Genomic DNA, 19,661 nt, shown 5'->3' on the forward strand with positions numbered 1-19,661 from the left:
GTGCGAAGGCGCTCGGGCTCTCAGGTTCTGAGAGCCCGAGCTGTGTTTTTATCCAGGGTCGGAAAGCGCTCCGGCTAGGGCTCGACGGGAGGCTCGACGGGAGGCAAGACGATGGCGGACTGGAGATCCGTCGCCTCGTTGATGTGGGTCTGGACGGCCTGCCGTTCGCTGAGCAGCTCCTGCTGAAGGGCCGTGTTGGTGGCCTGCGCCGTCAGCAGGCTGTCGCCGATGAAGGCGGTGCGCGCGTGCGCGTTGAGCTGCGCGCTGAGCAACGCCAGGTCGAGCGCTGCGCCCGCGGCCGGCGCGTTCGGGCCCTGGAGGATCTGCATGAGCTGCTGGACCTCGGTCTGCAACTGGAGGCTCAGCGCGGAGTCCTCGGGCGTGATGCCCTGGGCCGCGAGCACCCCGTCCAGCCGTTGTTTCACGGCGGTGTGCTCGGTCACCATCTGGTTGTTGAAGTCGATCACGGCCTGATCGGTGGCGACCGACGCGGCGTACTGGCCCAGCATCACCTCGCCCTCGTTGGCCACCTGCAGGACGCGGGCGATCTGCGCGTCGGTGAGCGTCAGCACCACGCCCGCGTCGGTGCCCGCGTCCGGGACCTGCTGCTGTGGCGCGTCCTGCGGCGCCGGATCCTTGTTCGCGTCGCTTCCGCACCCGTAGCCCAGCGCCAGCGCGCCCGCCAGCAGTGTCCCCATCCAGAATTTCGCAGTCCGCATGTTCAAACCCCCGTGAATGTCGCGGGGGCAGGATGGGGAGGGCCTCCGGCCATGGCCATGCGCGCTTCAGCCGTTGCCAGTGTGCCAGTGAGCACAGACCGGGCAGGCAGGGCGTCAGGCACGACCCGCCGGCCCAGACCCACCCGGATGTTTCACGGGCGTGTATCAGTCCGCGTCATGACTGAGGAGGTTGGATCCCGAGGAGCGAGCGGGCATTTCTCATACATTGGTAAACGCATCACACCTCGCGAATCGTTGACAGTGAAACACTGGATGGTGTCTCGTGTTTCCAGATGGACGGTTCACGGCGCGTCACTGTTCTCTCCTTGCACCGAGGCTCCGCGAGCATCGTCCGCGCCCTGGTGCCCCACTTCGATCTGCCCCCGGCGGAGCTCGCCGCGCGGCTGTTCCGCGCCCCCGCGGTGCTGGCGGGAGGGCTGCCCGAGGAGCTCGCCAGGAGTCTGTCGGAGGTGCTGGGCAACGCCGGCCTGCGCGTGGTCGTGGAGCCGGATGACGCGCCCCTTCCTCCCCCCGCCGGGCAGACCTACGACGTGGCGCTGTACCTGCGTGACGGCGGGCGCTTCCGTGAGGTTTCCACGGAGCTGGCGGCCGTCCTGGGCTGTCCCCTGGCGGACGCCGCCGCGGCGCTCTGCGCCACGCCTCCCACGGTGCTCGGCTCCGTCTCCCAGGCCACGGTGGACGCGCTCCGGGAGCGCTTCGCCCCGCTGGGCGCGGAGGTGGACGCCAGCCATCCGCCCACGGCCCGCTATGACGTCTTCGCCACCGAAGCGGTCAGCCTCTCGGGGGTCCGCTCGGTGCTGGAGGCGCAGGGCGTGACTCCGGGCGAGCCTCCGCTGGTGGCCCGGGACCTCTCGCACGAGCAGGCGGAGCGCGTGTGGCGGGAGCTGGGAGCGCGGGGTGGGGTGCGGTTGTTGGACCACGCCTTCCAACGCTTCGACATCAGCCTCCTGGAGGCCCCCGCCGACGCCGGCTTCCCGGAGCTGCTGGTGCGTGAGACCGGCATGCCCCCGGCGCTGGTGCCGAAGGTGCTCAAGCGGCTGCCGGTGGTGCTGCACACGGGACTGTCGCGCGCGGACGTGGTGGCGCGCACCGCTCCCCTGGAGGCCGCGGGCGCGAAGCTGGCCGTGCAGCTCCTCAACTTCCGCAGCTTCCGCCTGACGGTGGAGGACTCGAAGGACCCCGCCGGGGCCGCGGAGCTGCTGGCCCCGGTGCTGGGGCTGCCCGCCAACGAGGCGCGCACCGCGCTCTCCCGGCTGCCGCATACCTTCCAGCCCGCGGTGGGGGACACGCGCGCGCGCTGGCTCGTCGCGGAGCTGAAAGCGCGGGGCACGCGGGCCTCCCTGGTGGCCCAGTGAGCTCCCTCGCGCTCCACTTCCGCGTGGCGGAGCAGGGCAAGGTGTTCGCGCTGGCCGGCCGGCATGACGAGGCGCTGCGCCACTACCGGGAAGCGCTGCGGCTGGCCGCGCTCCAGGGCGGCTCCGACGTCTGCCAGCGTCACTATGCGTGGTGCGTGCTCGAGTCGCTGGAGCGCTCGGGGGCCCACGAGGCCGTCATCTCCTTCTGCCTGCGCGTGGAGGCCCACTACCAGCAGCAGCCTCCCACGAGCGACCTGGCCCTCCTGGACCTGGCCGCGCACCACGAGCGGCACGGCCTGGCGCTGGCGAAGCTGGGCCGGCTGGCCGAGGCGCGCACCCGGCTGGAGTCCGCGGTGGCGCTGGCCGGCGCCGGACGGCTCCCGCTGTCGGAGCGGGTGCTGGGCTGGGCGCGGTCCGGGCTGCACGTGGACGCGCGCCGCATCACGCTGGAGCAGGACCGTCACGCCTACTGGGTCGTCCGTCCGGACACCGTTCGTCCCGAAGTCGCCGTCTCGCTTCCTCCCGTTGCCGCACCCTTGGGGTAGACCATGCCGAAAGCAGGGAAGATCCTCGCGGATCTCAACATCTCCGATTTCATCCGGGACATGGGGCTCGCCATCGCCGAGGCCCAGGCCAAGCTGGACACCAACAGCGTGGATCAGACGCTGCGCATGGGGCAGACCGTCCTGCCGGGCATGACGCAGAACCTGCTGTCGCTGGGGCTGCGGCCGGCCTTCTACCACTTCCAGTACGCCGACCTGGAGGTGAACCTCAACGTCTACTACTCGACCACCGTCGACGTGGACGTCAACTTCAACTACGACCGGGAGAACGAGTCGAGCGAGTACAGCCTCGAGACGTCCTCCGCCAGCGGCAGCGCCACCCTCACCGTGCAGGACGGCGAGGGCATTCCCCCCTACGCCTGTCTGGCGTTGGTGGCCAACGCGCCGGGCCACCTCACGGTGGGCACCACCAGCTACGCGCTGGACGGCGGCGTGGGGCCCAACAGCACCGGCCTGCCCGTCACCCGCCAGGACACGCTGTGGGAGACGGCGCAGGAGCTGCTCGTGGCCCTGCGCAACAACTCCGTCTGGACCAACCAGGCCACGGGGGACCTGCAGGGCGTCTTCATGGACTGGGAGATGCAGTCGGGCGTCACCGCCAGCACCAACCGCCCGGACCTCTACGCCATCAACCGCTCGGTCATCACCGTGCGCACCTCGCCTCAGGCGGCGCCCGGCGACAACCTGGTCATCGCGCGGCTGGGCAGCGTGACGCCCGCGCCCGCGCTGCTGCTGCCGGCCACCAGCGGCACGCGCTACACCAGCACCGCGGCGACGGTGGGCGCGGCGCTGGCGGACATCGGCCAGCAGGTGGACCCGGCGGCCTTCGTCGTCGTCTCCGGCGCGGACTGCAACCGGGCCATCTACTTCGACACCGACGTCCACGACGTGCCCACCACCACCTACGGCACGGACCGCGAGCCCTCCGCCGTGCTCGACGCGGTGGCGGCGCTGCTGGCGGAGCACCCGTCCGCCTCGCTGGACCTGGAGGGCTGGGCGGACCTGCGCACCCCGCCGGCCCCCGGCTACAACCAGCGCCTGTCGCAGAAGCGCGCGGACTTCGTCCTGCGCGCGCTGACGTCGCGGGGCGTGGCGGCCAGCCGGCTCAAGGCCCGGGGCATGGGCGCGACGGTCAGCTTCAGCGGCTCCGACCTGGCGGCCAACCGGCGCGTCGTCTTCCAGTTCACCGGCGTGCCCGCGGCGCTGGTGGCCCGCACCGTCGCGGCCACGGCCGCGTTCGACCCCACGGGCGCGGACCGGGAGGCCCGCATCGTGCCGCGCACGCGCGCCCCGGCGAACGCGCCCACCACGGCCGTCGTCACCTTCCGGGGCACGGACTTCACCCAGGGCACCGCCTCCCAGGGCACCACCTTCGCGGTGGGCGCCACCGCCGAGTCCACCGCCGCCAACCTGGCCCGCGCCATCCGCGACGCCAACGCCAACACCGCCTTCGGCGCCTTCGCGCGCGGGGACCGCGTCTACCTGTACGGCACGGGTGACCACGCCCTGTTCACCCTGTTCGCGCGCACGCCCACCGCGCCGGCCCTGTCCGCCGCCGGCTCCATCCGCGTGGCCCGCCGCTTCGGCGACGGCCGCCCCCCGGCCTCGCCCCAGCCGCGCGACACCGTCGTCATCGACAACGTGCAGCTGGTGGCCGTGGAGACCGGCGTCGCCCCGCAGCCCGGGCAGTTCACGCTGGGGGTGACGGCCGCGGACACGGCGCGCAACCTGGCCGCCGCCATCACGGCGGGCTCCAGCTCCGGCCTGCTGGCCGCGGGCCTCCAGGCCCAGTCCGCGGGCACCATCGTCACCGTCTCCGGCCCCTCCGGCACCATGCTGGGCACCAGCAACCCCGCCGCCTTCCTGCTGTCCGCCAACCGCATCGGCGGCAAGCCGTCCGCGGACCGCGAGGAGAGCTCCGAGCGCGAGCTGCGTGCCCTCAACGTGGATGCGCACCTGGCGGTGAAGTACGAGCTGAGCGTGTCCGGCAGCTCCACCATCAAGGCCCGCCTGGTGGCGGTGCCCGCGCCGCCCCAGTTCCTCCAGGCCATCGGCGACTACCTCCAGCGCTGGTACCCGTAAGGACGCCCCATGCCCGGAAACAACACCACGCAGGGCCAGCGCGCGATGATGACGGTGCTGGACGCGCCGCTGCCGGAGCTCATCGAGCGGCTCGGGCGCGCGGTGGCGGACGCGCAGCACGCGCTGGACGTCAACTCGCTGGACATCGCGAAGCGCATGTCCGAGCGCACCGTGGACCTGGGCGACGGGCAGCTGTGGAGCCTGCTCGCGCTCGGCTTCACGCCCACGTTCTACGCCTTCGCCGAGGCCACGCTCGAGGCGAAGCTCACCTTCACCATCCGCGAGTCCACGGAGTTCTCCGTGGGCGGCGGCGCGACGGGCGGCATGGCCGGCATCTTCTCCGTGACGGTCAACGCCGAGTACAGCCGCAAGTATGGCTTCGAGGTGCAGGGCGCCAGCTCCATCGCCGCGCGGCTGGTGTCGCTGCCCCCGCCCGCGCGCCTGCACCAGCTGCTCAACGAGATCGCCGCCCAGCCGCCCGTCCCCGCGGCCTCCACCAACACTCCCGCCTGAAGCGCGCAAGGACCCAGACACCATGCCCAACGTCGGTCAGGAACTGCTGAACGTCCCCATGGGGGACATGATTCGTGAGATGGCGACCGCCATCGCCGAGGCGCAGCTCGAGCTGGACAAGAGCGGGATGCTCGTCGCGGAGATGATGAGCGGCGAGGCGCTGCTGCGGGACGCCGACGGGAACATCCAGCTCGACGGCTCCGGCAAGCCCATCCGGGTGGACACCAAGGTGTCCTTCGCGGGCACGCCCTCGTCCATGATGGAGCTGGGCTTCGCGCCCAACTTCTACCAGTTCGTGGACACCATCATCGAGGTGAAGATCGCCATCAAGATGACGGAGAGCACGGAGAGCAAGGTGGCGATGCAGTCCACCACGCGGACGGCCGGCGGGCTGCGCCTCTTCAAGCGCGGCGGCGCGCCCCAGGCCGTGGTGACGACCGTGGATGCCAGCTACACGCGCAAGTACGACTACAGCGTGGAGGGCTCCAGCCTGCTGCGCACCAAGCTGGTGCCGGTGCCTCCGCCGGCCCTCTTCGAGGAGCGGGTGCGCGCGCTCATCGCGTCCAGGGCCGGCACCACGCCCACCACGAAGTAGCCCGGGAGCGCGCGCACCATGCCCACCAATTCCATTGGTCAGGATCTGCTCAACGTCCCCTTCGGGGAGATGGTCCGCAACCTGGGCAACGCCATCGCGGATGCCCAGTACGCGCTGGACAGCTCATCGCTGAAGATCGCCCAGCTCATGGCGGGCTACCGCATCGACGACAGCGGCAACGCCGTGCGGGACGGGGCCGGCTTCGTGAAGCTGGGGACCACCGAGTACCCGCTGCTCCTGCTCGGCTTCACGCCCACGTTCTACCAGTTCGTGGAGACCATCATCGAAGTGAAGATGGAGATCTCCATGCATGAGTCCACGGACGACGAAACCCAGACGCGCGACCGCAAGGTGGACCGCGACAAGGGCATCCTCACCACGCTGGTGAAGGGCCACAAGAGCCACGTCACCACCGTCACTGCCAAGCACTCGCAGAAGTACAGCTATTCCGCCGAGGGCTCGAGCCTCATCCGCACCAAGCTGGTGCCCATCCCCCCGCCCGCGGCGCTCCAGCAGATCTGCGCGGAGATCGCCAAGAGCCTCAAGGGCACCGCGGAGGGCGAGGCCGTCAGCGGGAAGATCGACACCGCCGTGGGCAACGTCACCTGACGAAGGAGGGGCGCCGCGCATGTCACACGTCCGTTGGGAAGACCTGCTCGAGGAGGACGCCGCCGGGGCCCCCGGCGACGCTGGCGCGTCCGCTCCTGCTCCGGGGGCGGACACGTCCGCGGCGGCGCCCGTGCCCTCGCTGGAGCAGGTGGCCGCCAGCGACCCGGAGCTGGCGGCGCTGCTGAAGGAGCGCCGGCAGCTCGAAGACACGATGAAGGCGCTGAGCGGCGTGCAGGAGGCGCCCGTGGACGAGCGGCTGGCGAAGCAGTTCCCCGTCGTCCAGCACACGCCGGAGTCGCGCATCGCGGAGCGCAAGCAGCACGAGCGGGACACCGCGCGGCGGCTGCTGGAGCAGAAGCTGTACGCCCGGCGCCGGACGGAGGCGGAGGAGGCCGAGCGGGTGGAGGCGCTGCGCCGCGAGCGCCTGGAGACGGGGAAGGCGGCCCGGCGTCAGGCGCAGAAGCAGCAGACGCTGCGCCAGCAGTGGGCGCGCAAGGCGCGTGAGCGCGCGAAGCTGGCCACGCGGCTGGCGGAGCGCGGCCTGGAGGCTCCGGGCCGGGGCCGCATGAAGCTCGGGGAGCTGGGGTCCGCGACCCGGCGGCTGGCGGACGCGGCGGAGGAGGCGCGCTCGGCGGCGCGCAAGCCCCTCGCGCTGGAGAAGGGCCAGGCGCTGCCCTCGCTCGGGCAGGTGGGCCGGGCCCTGGTGGGGCGCGGCGGGCTCACGGTAGGGAAGGTGGAGAAGGGGGTGGCGGTGGCGCGCGAGCTTCGGGGGATGGATCCCCGCTCGATGGACACCGAGGCCCTGATGATGCGCGGACTGGCGATGGCCGGCATGGACATGGAGTCCATGGAGCAGCGGATGGACATGGAGATGGAGCGCGCCGGCATGGGCATGGACGACATGGACGCACGCGACACGGCACGTGACGCGCGGCGGGAACGCGGGCGCCAGGGAGCGCGGGATGAGTGACACGACACAGCAGGCGCAGGAGTTGTTCGGCACGCTGGACGAATACCTGCTCGAGCTGGCCGACGGCCTGGCGAAGGCCCAGGAGGAGCTGGGGGGCATCTCCGCGGCCGGCGCCCCCGGCCGCCAGTTCACCTACTACGTGCCGAAGCTGGAGTTCGAGCTGCGGATGGACCTGCGCGTGGAGACGTCCACCACCACCACCGGACCGGTGGCCACCGGGAAGATCCTGAAGATGCGGCCCGTGCGGCTGGCGGACGTGGCCTCTTCGCAGACGAAGACGGAGATCGTCAGCGTGATCCGCGGCAGCTTCGTCGCGGTGCCCGCCAACGAGGGCCTGCCTCCGGTGGTGCTGGACGCCCGGTGCGTCATCGGCGACGGGGGCGTGCCGGGCGTGGTGGTGCGCGTGCGCAACGCCGCGGGCGAGGCCCTGCCGGGCGTGGAGGTGGAGTTCAACCTGGACCGGCGGACGACGCAGTCGCTGTCCGGCGTGGCGCCGCTGGCGGGCACGGACGTGGTGCTCGCGGTGGTGAGGACGGACGCGGCGGGGGAGGCGCGGACGACGCTGCGCGTGGCGGCCGGCGAGCAGGCTCGCATCCTGGCGCTCACGGTGGACGCCGCGTCGCGGACGCTGGCGCTGTCCTGTGAGGTGCCTCGATGAAGGTCCGGGCCGTGTTCCACAAGGCCACGGGAGTCCCCGTGGCGGGAATGAAGGTGGCGTGGTGGGTCCCCGCGAAGGCGGGCATCTTCGAGCTGCGCGACACCGGGGTGACGAACGCGGAGGGCGTGCTGGAGATGGAGGTCACCAGCGCCACCTTCGGCTCCCACCTCCGGCTGGACTCCGACGGGGTGGCCACCTTCCCGGTGAAGATGAGCAGCACCCTCATCGACTACGGGACGATGGTCGTCCTGGATCCCGCGAGGGAGGGCGTCCGCGCCGTGTCCGCGGCGGCGGTGCGATCCGCCGCGCCGACGGAGCCATCCAAGGAGGAGCCCTCCAAGGTGGAGCCGTCCAAGGAACAGGCCACGTCCCTGGTGCTCTCCGACCGGCTGAAGTCGGCGGGCCAGCAGATTGAAGCGGTGCGCGCGTCGCTGACGACGGTGCGGTTGAGCACCGTGCGCGTGCGGTGGACGGAGACGACGCCCGAGGGCGTGACGGAGGCGGAGGCCCAGTTCGTGGAGCAGTCTCCCGCCGCGCCCGAGCCGGGCGACGCACCCGCCCGCGAGGTGCCGGGCTTCCTGGGGCTGACGGCCTCGGCGGCCCGGCGGCGCGCGGCGGAGGCGGGGCTGCGGGTGGACCTGATGCCGCTCTTCGTCAAGGAGCCCGGGCAGTGGGGCCGCGTCCTGCGGCAGGTGCCGGAGCCCGGCAAGCCGCTCGCTTCGGGCCCCGTGCAGTTGATCATTGGCCAGGCGATGGAGGGCTGAACCATGGCGGATTCGAATGACGTCCCCCAACTGGAGGCGCTGAGCGCGCCGCTGGGCGCGTTGATCTCCTCGGTGGGCCGCGGCGTGGCGGAGGCGCAGCGGGAGCTGGACGCGGCGACCATCGAACGGATCCGCGAGCTCTACGCCTCGGACGAGGACCTGGCGGTGGAGCTGCAGCGCATCGGCTACCGGCCGACCTGGTACCACATCCCCGAGGCCGAGGCGGAGATCGCCGTGGCGCTGTCCATCACCGCGGAGGAGCGGACGGATGGACGGACGCGGCTGAAGATGTACGGCGCGCCCATGGACGCCAGCTACACCAACCGCTTCGCCTACAACCTGACGGCGCAGTCGCGGCTGAAGTTCCGGGTGGTGCCGGTGCCGCCTTCGCCCCAGGCGGAGGCGCTGGTGGTGGTGCCGGCGGTGGTGGGCAAGACGGTGGCCGACGCGCGGCTGCTGCTGTCCGCCATCGGCGTGCCCCACCGGTTCCCTGACGGCGCGAAGGACGCAGCCTTGGTCACCGCGGCTTCGGCCGAGCCGGGGACGCTGCTGCCGCGCGGCACCGAGCTGGTGCTCACCGTGCAAGCCACTGGGGGCGGGAAGCTCCCCCCCACCAGCACGCCCACCCGCTCGCCCGTCCTGGAGTCCACGACGCCCGGGACTCTGAAGTGAGCCGGGGGGCCACGCCACGGTGGAGGCCCCTGGCGCGATGAGCGACGCCATCGACCTGGAGGCCCTGCTGGTGGACCTGCGTGAGTCGCTCGCGCGGGTCCAGGCGCGGCTCGGCGCCGGCCCCATCGTGCTGGGGCCGGTGGAGCTGGAGCTGCACGGCGGGGTCACCGCGGACGGGACGGGAATGCACTTCACCCCCGGAGGCCCCGGCGAGGTGCGGGCCCTCTTCGTCCAGCAGGGCCCCGAAGCGACACCGCCCCCCGCGCCGGAGTTGCTGGGCCTGACGCGGAGCGCAGCCGTGCGCAAGGCCCGCCTGTCCGGAGCCTCGCTGGAGGTGACGGACGTGCCCTGCCTGTCGCAGGAGCAGGCGGGGCGGGTGTGCTGGCAGCGCCCCGCGGCCGGAGCGCCCCTGACGGAGGGTCGCATCGCGGTGGGACTGTACGTTTCCCGCTGAGCCGCGCGATTTTTCACGGTGGCCCCAGCGCCAACCCCTAGAGTCGGGCCCGATGAGTGCCTCCGCCGACACCCGCGCCCCGCTCGCCGCCCTGCTGCCGAAGCCCGGCGAGCCCCCTCTCGATGCCGACGAGATCCTCAACCGCTTCGTGGGCTACGTCGCCACGAACGGCCTGAGCCTGTACTCCGCCCAGGAGGAGGCCATCCTGGAGCTCTTGAGCGACAAGCACCTGTTCCTCAAGACGCCCACGGGCTCCGGCAAGTCGCTGGTGGCCATGGCGCTCCACTTCAAGGCCATGGCCGAGGGCAGGGTGTCGTTCTACACGTGCCCCATCAAGGCGCTGGTGAACGAGAAGTTCTTCGCGCTCTCCAAGGCCTTCGGCCCGGAGAACGTGGGCATGCTGACGGGCGACGCGTCCATCAACCGCGAGGCGCCCATCCTCTGTTGCACGGCGGAGATCCTCTCCAACCTCGCGCTGCGTGACGCGTCCGCGCGCGTGGACGCGGTGGTGATGGACGAGTTCCACTACTACTCCGACAAGGAGCGCGGGGTGGCCTGGCAGATTCCGCTGCTGGCGCTGCCCAAGACGCAGTTCCTGCTGATGTCCGCCACGCTGGGCGACACGCACGTCATCGAGCAGAGCCTGGAGAAGCTCACCGGCCGCGAGGTGGCCACGGTGCGCAGCTCCGAGCGCCCCGTGCCGCTGGACTTCGACTACCGCGAGGTGCCGCTGCACGAGACCATCCAGGACCTCATCGCGCGCGGGAAGTACCCCGTGTACCTGGTGAACTTCACGCAGCGGGCCGCGGCCGAGCAGGCGCAAAACCTGATGTCCGTGGACTTCAACACCAAGGAAGAGAAGGAGGAGATCCGCCAGGCGCTGCTGGACGCCCCCTTCGACACGCCCTACGGCAAGGACTTCCAGCGCTTCCTGCGCCACGGCATCGGCATGCACCACGCGGGCCTGCTGCCCAAGTACCGCCTGCTGGTGGAGAAGCTGGCGCAGCAGGGCCTGCTCAAGGTCATCAGCGGCACGGACACGCTGGGCGTGGGCGTGAACATCCCCATCCGCACGGTGCTCTTCACGCAGTTGTTCAAGTTCAACGGCGAGAAGCTGGCGACGCTGAGCGTGCGCGACTTCAAGCAGATCTCCGGCCGCGCGGGCCGCAAGGGCTTCGACACCGAGGGCAGCGTGGTGGCGCAGGCCCCGGAGTACATGATTGAAAACATCCGCCAGGCCGCGAAGGAGGCCGCGGGCAAGAAGAAGTCGCCCAAGGCGAAGCCGCCGCAGAAGGGCTTCGTGCAGTACGACAAGAGCACCTTCGAGCGGCTCCAGAACGGGATGCCGGAGCCGCTGGAGTCGCGCTTCGACGTAAGCCACGGCCTGCTGCTCAACCTGCTGCAGAGCGACAAGACGGAGGGCAGCGGCGGCTACAAGCGGCTGGTGCAGCTGGTGATGCGCTCGCACAGCTCCGACTACACGAGGAGGAAGCTGCTCAAGGACGCGGCGATGTACTTCCGCACGCTGCGCGACGCGGGCATCGTGAAGGTGGTGCAGTGGGAGAAGCACTCGGCGACGGTGGAGGTGTCGGAGGACCTGCAGCGCGACTTCAGCCTCAACCACACGCTGTCCCTGTACCTGCATGAGACGCTGGAGCTGTTGGACCCCACGCTGGAGACGTACGCGCTGGACGTCGTCACGCTGGTGGAGTCCATCCTGGAGAACCCGGACGTGGTGCTGTACGCGCAGCTGCACCAGCTGAAGGGGGAGAAGATTCAAGAGATGAAGGCGCGGGGCGTGGAGTACGACGACCGCATGGAGGAGCTGGAGAAGCTGGAGTGGCCCAAGCCGAACCGCGAGTTCGTCTACGGCACCTTCAACGCCTTCGCGAAGAAGCACCCGTGGGTGGGCGAGGAGAACATCCGGCCCAAGTCCATTGTCCGGGACATGTTCGAGCGCTTCATGTCCTTCCACGACTACGTGCGCGAGTACGGCCTGCAGCGCAGCGAGGGCGTGCTCTTGCGCTACGTGGGGGACGTCTACAAGTCGCTGGTGCAGACGGTGCCGGAGAAGTTCCGCAACGAGGACCTGGACGACATCCTCGACCACCTTCGCGCGACGCTGCGTCAGGTGGACTCCAGCCTCCTGGACGAGTGGGAGCGGATGCGCAACCCGGAGGCCCCCGTCGAAGTGAAGCCGGTGGTGGACCTGAAGCCCAAGGAACTCACGGAGGACCCCAAGGCCTTCGCCGCGCGCGTGCGCGAGGAGCTGCACCGGCTGCTGCGCGCGCTGGGCCAGCGCCGCTACCTGGACGCGCTGGGCATGCTGGACAACGCGCTGGGCGAGTGGACCGCGCCGAAGCTGGAGCAGGCCATGGCGCCGTACTTCGAGGAGCACAAGCTGGTGGTGCTCACGCCCCAGGCGCGCAAGCCGGCGAACACGCAGCTCAAGGAAGCAGGCACGCGCCAGTGGGAGGCCCAGCAGCGCATCATGGACCCGGAGGGCCATGGGGACTGGGTCATCGACTGTGAGATTGACCTGCGCGGCCGGCGCATGGACGACGGCCCCATCCTGATGCTGCGCCGCATTGGCGGCATGGCCGCCTGGTCGTAGCCGTCAGGCGGCGGGCGGCCTGGAGGCTCCGGAGCCTTGGGCCGCCTCGCGCACGGTGCGGGTGGCGACCTCCACCTCCGCGAGGATGCGGCGCGCGTGCTGGAGCAGGGCCTCGCCGGTGGGCAGGAGGCGCATGCCCCGGGGGACGCGCTCGAAGAGGGGCGTGCCCAGCTCATCCTCCAGGGCGAGGATGTGACGGCTGAGCGGCGGCTGGGTGATGTGCAGCCGGAGCGCGGCCCGGCCCACGTGGCCCTCTTCCGCCACCGCGACGAAGGACTGGAGGTGCGTGATGCTCACGGCCTGGAAGCTAGCGCGGGGCGGGGGCGCCGTGGAGGGGGCGCGTGATGCCAGAAAAGCATTGGACGTTACTCTGAACTCATCAGCGAGAGACATTGTGGGTAGATGTGGTTGTGGGTGGGCTTCCCTTACTCGTTAGATGGAAAGAGGGCAGGCAAGTCTTTCCGCAGTCGGTCTGCGGCTTCGTGCGCGGGGAATCTGGCGATAGCTGCTTTCCAAATAAGTAAAGCATTGCGCATGTCCCCGCTATTCCAGAAAACACCGCCTAAGTTAAAGTGGGCTACGTCGTAGTCCGGGTCAATCTCAACTGCTTGGGAATAGGCCGCAATAGCGCCCACGGAGTCGCCAAGATGCTCCCGCGCAACAGCTAGTTCAAACTGGCTAGGGGCGTCGGATGCGGTCGACTCGCTGTGTGTGTTGAGGACGGCCAGTGTTTCTTCATATTTTCCGTTTCTATTGAGTGCTCTCGCAAAACAGTAGGAGTATTTTTTGTCAGATATGAGTGCGCGACGAAAGGCGGCCTCTGCAGCTATCCAATCGTCCTCTCGCTGCGCCCAATGGCCTAGTTGATCCCAGAGCCTTCCAGAGGTTGATTCGCTTTTAAGTGTGATTGCCTCTGCGAGTTTAGTCATTTCCTTAAAGCTTATGCGTGTTTCCCCTGTCTCTTGGTGGATCCACCAAAGGCAGTTGAACTCTTCGATCTGTGCGTGGACGTGCCCTGGATGTTGGAGCAAATATCTGCGCCAGAATTGGAGTGATTTTCTAGCGGACGACAGGTTGTCATATCGATGGGTGCTGACCAGTCGTGCAGCCCACGCCCACTCCCAGTCTGAAAGTGCATCGTTGTCAAGGAAGGAATTTATGGCGTTGAATGCGCTTCCCTCTTGGTTCGTTTGAAACAGAGCTTGGGCTCTCCATGCGTTTACTAGTCGCATCGAAAGAGAGCTTCCTGATGATTTTGAGACTGAGTCGAGATGCTCAAGTGCTGCTGTTGGATCGTTCCCGTTGCGTGCATGCCAAACCCCCAGTTCAAAATGCGCTTCGGCAAGTTCTGGATCTATCGTGAGCGCTTGTTCGTAGGCGGACTTGGCTTCGGATGAATAACCTAGATCGTGAATCACGCTGCCGTAGTTCGTCCAGCACTGAGCGGCCACTCGAGTTTCGCTTTGGTTGCCGCTGCCTTCTAGTTGTGAGAGGGCCTCTTCATATTTTGATTTGGCTGCTTTTTTGTCTCCGAGGACGCTCCATGCATTGCCTAGGGTGTATAGGCCTGAGATGGTAGTGATCTTTTTATTTAATATGTCGCTTGTTATTGATGCGATCGCGCTTTGGACGCGAGCCTTGTCGAATTCGCTGCCCTTTAGGCCTAAGTTTATTTCAGACAGGTATAGGTAGCGCGCTGCTTCTTGATTGTCTCCAAGTACTGCGTGGAATTGGTCATATGAGGCAGAGATGATGTCGTCGGCAGCCATGACGTTGTATAGGTGGAGGAGTTTTTGATAGGCGTCATTCTCGTCGAATGGAACCGGAATCGGTCGAGCATTGCGCTTAATAAGTTGCTGGAGCTTGCTTGGAGGTGTGGCCTGCCATTCGATTCGACGGTCTCGTTCGGCGACTCCCGTTGAGATTGAGATTTTGTTTAGCTTTGTCAGAAATGCCAGATTAAGCTCTTCGGTGAATTTTATGCTTATTGTTTTTGTCTTCCCGTCCCTGGGGCTTTCGGCGTCGCGAGATTGTCGCGACTTAAATACGTCTTCCGCTGTTCGTGAGAATAGCTTCTTTTTGTTGAGATCGTAACATGCGTAAATTGAGAATGGCTGCGTTATTAGGTAGTTTAGATTTGATGTTTGGATTGTTGTTTTTGTGTCTTTGCCTTGTTTTTCCGTGCCCTTTAGTTGGACATGTATCCGAATGTTTGTGCGCAGGTTGTTTTTGATTGCTTCTATTTGGTAGTCCGTTCCGTAGTCGCGCCTGTCTTTGAGTTGCCAGTCGAAGAGGTTGGAGGAACGGATTGATTTTTCAAAAGCGGCTTCTGCTTCGTCCTGGATGTGTTGGGCCGGATTCTGTCTTGGTAGGTCATCAAGATCGTTCATTTGGGCGTTCTGCTGGCGTCGGTGGGGGTATGGACGTCAAAGATTTTAGTGTGAAAGCCGTCATGCAGGAACAGCATTGGACGCTCCGGACGGGCGGGTGCCACCTTGCCTGGCATGGGCATTCCTCTCTTCAAGGGCAGTGAAGTGGAGCGGCTGCGGCTCGCGGGCCGCGCGGCGGCGGGCACGTTGGCGCACGTGGGCTCCCGGCTCCAGCCGGGCGTGACGACGGCGGACATCGACGCGTGGGTTCGCGAGGACACAGCGCGGCGGGGCGGGACGCCCAGTCAGCTGGGCTACAAGGGCTTCCCGGCCACGGTGTGCACCAGCCGCAACCACGTGGTCTGCCATGGCATCCCGCGCACGGACGAAGTGCTGAAGCCCGGCGACATCGTCAACGTGGACGTGACGACGCACCTGGACGGCTTCCACGGCGACACGTCCGCCACGTTCATGATTGGCGAGGTCTCCGCCGACGCGAAGCACGTCGTGGACGTGGCGCGGCGGTGCCGGGACGTGGGCGTGTCGGTGGTGCGGCACGGCGCGCGGCTGGGGGACATTGGCGCGGCGGTGATGGCGCTGGCGAAGGCGGAGGGGTGCAGCGTGGTGGAGGAGTTCGGGGGCCACGGCATCGGCCGGCAGATGCACGGGGAGCCGCACGTACCGCACGTGGCCAGGGCGGGCACGGGCATCACGCTGAAGTCGGGGATGGTCATCACCATCGAGCCCATGATCAACCTGGGTCGCCCGGACATCCGGATGATGCCGGACGGGTGGACCGTCGTGACCGCGGACGGCAGCCTGTCCGCCCAGTTCGAGCACACCGTGCTCGTCACTCGCGACGGCTGCGAAATCCTCACGCCCAACGAGCTGTCCCTGCACATCCTCGCGGGTTGATCCTCCGTCCGGAGGGGGCAGGGAGGCTGGCTGGATGTTGAGAAGGGGGCGCTTGCGTCCGCCTGCCCGGCCGGGGGCCCGGTGGTTCTCGTTGGAAGCGTCAGGGCCTTTGATAGGTTGGCGCCCCATGAAGAAGATTTTGGTCGCGCTCCTCGTCCTCATCGTCCTGGCGGTCGCGGGTGCAGGCGGCGTGTTCATGCACTTCCAGAACGCCACCACCGCGCCGCACGCGGCGGCGGATCCGGCTCCCAAGGAGTTCGTGGTGAAGAAGGGCGCGTCCGCGCGCTCGCTGGGCCAGCAGCTCCAGGCCCAGGGCTTCCTGGACAACGCCACCGTGTGGCGCTTCCACCTGTGGCGCCGGGGCAGCCTCAACGTGAAGGCGGGCCGCTTCATGCTCAGCCCCACCGCCTCCGTCGCGGAATTGGCCAACGCCCTGGAAGGCCAGCCGCTGCCGGAGGACGTGCCCTTCGCGATGATTGAAGGCTGGCGCCTGCGCGACACCGACCAGGTGCTCGCCGCCCAGGGACTGATCAAACCGGGCGAGTACATCGCCGCGGCCAGCCGCACGAGCAACTTCGCCGCGCCGTTCCCGCTGCCTGTGCGCAGCCTGGAGGGCTACCTCTACCCGGAGACGTACGGGATCATCGCGGACAACTTCAAGGTGGAGGCGTTCATCCAGCGGCAGATCGACACCTTCCGCGCGCGCTTCTACGACGCGCACAAGGACGAGATCGCCAAGAGCGGCCGGTCGCTGCACGACATCGTCGTGATGGCCTCCATGCTGGAGCGCGAGGAGCCGGTGCCGTCCCAGCGCGCGCTCGTCGCGGGCATCCTCTGGAAGCGCGTGGACAAGGGCTTCCCGCTGGGCGTGGACGCCACCAGCCGCTACGAGCTGGCCGAGTGGAACGACCGCAAGGCGTTCCTCAAGCGGCTGCGAGACAACTCGGATCCGTGGAACTCGCGCACCCGCGCGGGCCTGCCGCCGGGCCCCATTGGCGCGCCCACGGTGGACTCGCTGCTCGCCGCGCTGCGGCCGGTGAAGAGCGACTACTGGTACTACCTGCATGACGCGCAGAAGGTCCTCCACCCGTCGCGCAACGCGCAGGAGCACGAAGCGCTTCGGGCCAAATACAACGTGTACTGAGGCACCACGATGACGTCCCCGCTCCTGGACCCGAGCCGCGTCCCCACGCCTCCCGTCAGTTCCGAGGCCGCCCTGCGTGAGGAGGTGGCCCAACTGCGCCAGGAGACCGAGCGGCTCCGCCGGCTGCTGGAGACCGCGGCGCAGGTCACCTGGTCCACGGAGCCCGCCAGGGACGCGCTGACGTCCATCTCTCCGTCGTGGACGGCCTTCACCGGCCAGACGGCGGAGCAGCTGCGCAACCAGGGGTGGCTCCTCGCCCTGCACCCGGATGACCGGGCCGGGGCCCTGGCGGCGTGGCAGCGGGCCAAGGCGGGCACGCAGCTCTTCGCCACGCGCTACCGGCTGCGCCGCGTGGATGGCGCGTACGTATGGATGCTCGCGCGGGGCGTGCCCGTGCTGGGGCCGGACGGCTCCGTGCGCGAATGGGTGGGCACCTGCATCGACATCCAGGCGCAGGTCCTGGGCGAGGAGCGCGCTGGGTTCCTGGCGCGGGCCAGCGAGCTGTTCGCGTCGTCGCTGGACGCCTCCGCCACGCTGGCGTCGCTGGCGAACCTGTCGGTGTCGGCGCTCGCGGACTGGTGCATCGTGGACATGCTGCACCCGGACGGCCACTTCGAGCGCGTCCAGGTGGTGGCCGCGGATCCCTCCCACGCGCCGCTCGCGGCCAGCGTGCAGCGGCTGTCGCCAATGCCCCGGGAGCGGCCCGTCTATCCCCCCGCGGTGGCGCTGGCGACCGGCCGCTCCACCCTGGTGCCCGAGGTCACGGACGCGGTGATGCAGTCCGTGGCGCAGGACGCGGAGCACCTGGAGACGATGCGGCGGGTGGGCATCCATTCGCTGCTCACGGTGCCGCTCATGGCCCGGGGCCACATCGTGGGCGCGCTGACCTTCCTGCTCACCACCTCCGGCCGCCGGTATGACGACGAGGACCTGCGCTTCGCCCAGGAGCTGGCGAACGTGGCCGCGCTCGCGGTGGACAACGCGCGGCTGCTCCACGGCGCGCGCGAGGCCATCCGCCTGCGCGACGAGTTCCTCTCCGTCGCGAGCCACGAGCTGAAGACGCCGCTGACGCCGCTGAGCCTGAAGCTCCAGGCGCTCTCTCGCGCGGTGAAGTCGCATCCGGACTCGCCGCTCGCCCCGGTCATCGAGGCCCACGTGGAGACGGGGCACCGCCAGGTCCGCCGGCTCACGGAGCTGATGAACGACCTGCTGGACGTGTCGCGCATCAGCGCCGGCACCTTCCGCCTGCAGCGCGAGGAGGTGGACGTCGCGGAGGTGGTGCGCGAAGTGGCCGCGACGTTCGCGCCGAGGTTCGCCCTGGAGCACTGCGAGTTCCAGGTGGAGGCCCCGGCGTCGGTGCGCGGCTGCTTCGACCGGACGCGGCTGGCGCAGGTGTTGGATCACCTGCTGGACAACGCCCTCAAGTACGGCGCCGGGACGCCGGTGTCCGTGCGCCTCGTGGCGGACGGGCCCGTGGCGCGGCTCACGGTGCGCGACGGGGGCATCGGCATCTCGCCGGAGCAGCGGCCCCGCCTCTTCGAGCGCTACGGCCGCGCGGTGTCCGAGCGCCACTACGGCGGCCTGGGCCTGGGGCTCTACCTCACCCGCACCATCGTGGAGGCCGAGGGCGGGCGCGTGTCCCTGGACAGCCGTCTGGGCGAGGGCGCGACGTTCATGGTGGAGCTGCCGCTCACGCGCCCCTGAGTGGCTTCAGGGCGCGCTCGTGCCGGGCGGCTGGGGCGACGTCTGGAACATGCCCGCGAGGATGCGCTCGGCCGCGTCCGCGAGCAGATCCCTCGCCATGCGCGTCTCCTCTCCGAAGATGCCGCGTGACGTGTTCGCGTCCAGCACGTGCGTGGCCAGCAGCGCGAACGCCGAGGGCTCGTCGAACGTCGCCTCCGAGGAGAGCACGCGCTTGCCGGGCTGTTGATCCTCCTCGTGGAAGCGCCCCTCCCACGTGTCGCCCAGGGTGATGGAGAAGTACTGCGCGGCCACGTTGCCGGGCCGCGACATGTGCGACGCGGCCACCACGGCGCGCAGCTGGCCGCGCTCCTCCCCGGTCATCTGGCGTTTCCACGCCTCGACCGAGGCGTGCATGGTGTCGATCTGATCCCTCGCCGCGTCCTCGGCGTTCTTCAAGAGGTCCGGCACCCGGGCGTGGATGAACGCGGAGAGCTCCGCCTGCGTCACCCGGTTCGCCGCCAGCACGCCGTCCACGAGCGCGAGCGACGCGTCGAGCAGGCGGTGCTGCCGCGCCAGGGCTTCGGCTGGAAGCCCCCGGCCGTCCAGGCTCCCGCGCGAGGCGGTGATGAGGCCGCGCAGGGTGGTGAGCCGCGCGCGCGTCTCGTCATCGAGCGCGTCCTTTCTGGCGAGCAGGACGTGGAGCGCGAGCGGCACGTGGGTGACGGCCTTGTACTCGTGGTAGTGGCGCGTGCGCGCGGGTGCCTCGAAGCGCTGGCCGCCCTTGCGCAGGATGAGCACGTCGTCGATCTGCGCGATGACGGGCCCCATGCGGGACAGCACGGCCTCACGGCGCGCGGCGTACGCGTCGCGGAACGCCTGGTTGAGCACGCTGAGCGGATCCGCGGGCTCCAGCGCCACGGTTCGCGCGACGTCGGAGGGCGGCTCGGGGGGAGGGGAAGGG

At 69.0% G+C, this 19,661-nt stretch carries 19 protein-coding genes; 15 read left to right on the plus strand and 4 right to left on the minus strand.

What is annotated here, in order from left to right; all coding sequences use genetic code 11:
* Positions 1 to 74: 74 nt before the first annotated feature.
* On the minus strand, positions 75 to 719 hold the full coding sequence (locus D7W82_RS20420; protein ID WP_120619950.1) for a DUF4142 domain-containing protein: 645 nt from the start codon (positions 717 to 719) through the stop codon (positions 75 to 77).
* 326 nt (positions 720 to 1,045) lie between these two features.
* Between D7W82_RS20420 and D7W82_RS20425 the strand changes: the two genes are divergently transcribed.
* From D7W82_RS20425 to D7W82_RS20480, 12 genes are read left to right on the plus strand one after another with little or no spacing between them, the layout of a single operon-like run.
* Complete coding sequence (locus tag D7W82_RS20425) at positions 1,046 to 2,095, plus strand: hypothetical protein (RefSeq protein WP_120619951.1); 1,050 nt, start codon at positions 1,046 to 1,048, stop codon at positions 2,093 to 2,095.
* Entirely contained in the window at positions 2,092 to 2,640 is a 549-nt protein-coding gene (locus D7W82_RS20430; RefSeq protein ID WP_120619952.1) for a peptidylprolyl isomerase, read from the plus strand. The genes D7W82_RS20425 and D7W82_RS20430 overlap by 4 nt, the downstream gene beginning before the upstream one ends.
* 3 nt (positions 2,641 to 2,643) lie before the next feature.
* A complete protein-coding gene (locus D7W82_RS20435; RefSeq protein ID WP_120619953.1) occupies positions 2,644 to 4,740 on the plus strand; it encodes an OmpA family protein in 2,097 nt (698 codons plus the stop codon).
* 9 nt (positions 4,741 to 4,749) lie between these two features.
* On the plus strand, positions 4,750 to 5,253 hold the full coding sequence (locus D7W82_RS20440; RefSeq protein ID WP_199727795.1) for a hypothetical protein: 504 nt from the start codon (positions 4,750 to 4,752) through the stop codon (positions 5,251 to 5,253).
* Positions 5,254 to 5,275: 22 nt separating this feature from the next.
* A complete protein-coding gene (locus tag D7W82_RS20445; RefSeq protein WP_120565527.1) occupies positions 5,276 to 5,848 on the plus strand; it encodes a hypothetical protein in 573 nt (190 codons plus the stop codon).
* An 18-nt stretch (positions 5,849 to 5,866) separates the two neighbouring features.
* The gene (locus D7W82_RS20450) at positions 5,867 to 6,457 is read left to right on the plus strand and encodes a hypothetical protein (RefSeq protein ID WP_199727796.1); all 591 of its coding nucleotides are present in this window, start codon (positions 5,867 to 5,869) and stop codon (positions 6,455 to 6,457) included.
* Between the two features lie 19 nt (positions 6,458 to 6,476).
* A complete protein-coding gene (locus D7W82_RS20455; RefSeq protein WP_120619954.1) occupies positions 6,477 to 7,427 on the plus strand; it encodes a hypothetical protein in 951 nt (316 codons plus the stop codon).
* Positions 7,420 to 8,085 carry a hypothetical protein gene (locus D7W82_RS20460; protein WP_147439418.1) on the plus strand — a complete coding sequence of 222 codons (666 nt, stop codon included), beginning with the start codon at positions 7,420 to 7,422 and terminating at the stop codon, positions 8,083 to 8,085. The genes D7W82_RS20455 and D7W82_RS20460 overlap by 8 nt, the downstream gene beginning before the upstream one ends.
* Positions 8,082 to 8,849, plus strand: a complete 768-nt coding sequence (locus D7W82_RS20465; RefSeq protein ID WP_147439420.1) for a PASTA domain-containing protein — start codon at positions 8,082 to 8,084, stop codon at positions 8,847 to 8,849. The genes D7W82_RS20460 and D7W82_RS20465 overlap by 4 nt, the downstream gene beginning before the upstream one ends.
* A 3-nt stretch (positions 8,850 to 8,852) precedes the next feature.
* Entirely contained in the window at positions 8,853 to 9,521 is a 669-nt protein-coding gene (locus D7W82_RS20470; protein ID WP_120619957.1) for a PASTA domain-containing protein, read from the plus strand.
* Between the two features lie 37 nt (positions 9,522 to 9,558).
* Positions 9,559 to 9,975: a PASTA domain-containing protein gene (locus D7W82_RS20475; protein WP_120619958.1), complete on the plus strand. Its 417-nt coding sequence runs from the start codon at positions 9,559 to 9,561 to the stop codon at positions 9,973 to 9,975.
* A 52-nt stretch (positions 9,976 to 10,027) separates the two neighbouring features.
* Complete coding sequence (locus tag D7W82_RS20480) at positions 10,028 to 12,589, plus strand: RNA helicase (RefSeq protein WP_120619959.1); 2,562 nt, start codon at positions 10,028 to 10,030, stop codon at positions 12,587 to 12,589.
* 3 nt (positions 12,590 to 12,592) lie between these two features.
* Here the strand turns inward: D7W82_RS20480 and D7W82_RS20485 are convergent, their stop codons facing one another.
* A complete protein-coding gene (locus tag D7W82_RS20485) occupies positions 12,593 to 12,886 on the minus strand; it encodes a LysR family transcriptional regulator (RefSeq protein WP_120619960.1) in 294 nt (97 codons plus the stop codon).
* Between the two features lie 128 nt (positions 12,887 to 13,014).
* Positions 13,015 to 14,979: a tetratricopeptide repeat protein gene (locus tag D7W82_RS40115; protein ID WP_147439422.1), complete on the minus strand. Its 1,965-nt coding sequence runs from the start codon at positions 14,977 to 14,979 to the stop codon at positions 13,015 to 13,017.
* Positions 14,980 to 15,093: 114 nt separating this feature from the next.
* Here D7W82_RS40115 and map point away from each other — a divergent pair, with 114 nt between their 5' ends.
* The 3 genes from map (at position 15,094) to D7W82_RS20515 (ending at position 18,721) form a co-directional block, all read left to right on the plus strand.
* A complete protein-coding gene (gene map / locus D7W82_RS20505; protein ID WP_120619967.1) occupies positions 15,094 to 15,873 on the plus strand; it encodes a type I methionyl aminopeptidase in 780 nt (259 codons plus the stop codon).
* Between the two features lie 127 nt (positions 15,874 to 16,000).
* Positions 16,001 to 17,017 carry an endolytic transglycosylase MltG gene (gene mltG / locus D7W82_RS20510; protein WP_120619961.1) on the plus strand — a complete coding sequence of 339 codons (1,017 nt, stop codon included), beginning with the start codon at positions 16,001 to 16,003 and terminating at the stop codon, positions 17,015 to 17,017.
* A gap of 9 nt (positions 17,018 to 17,026) precedes the next feature.
* Positions 17,027 to 18,721: an ATP-binding protein gene (locus tag D7W82_RS20515; RefSeq protein WP_120619962.1), complete on the plus strand. Its 1,695-nt coding sequence runs from the start codon at positions 17,027 to 17,029 to the stop codon at positions 18,719 to 18,721.
* Between the two features lie 6 nt (positions 18,722 to 18,727).
* Here the strand turns inward: D7W82_RS20515 and D7W82_RS20520 are convergent.
* The coding region (locus D7W82_RS20520) for a hypothetical protein (RefSeq protein ID WP_304988735.1) at positions 18,728 to 19,661 on the minus strand (934 nt) is incomplete at its 5' end.

The organism is Corallococcus sp. CA049B (assembly GCF_003611685.1).
Classification (GTDB): Bacteria; Myxococcota; Myxococcia; order Myxococcales; family Myxococcaceae; genus Corallococcus; species Corallococcus coralloides.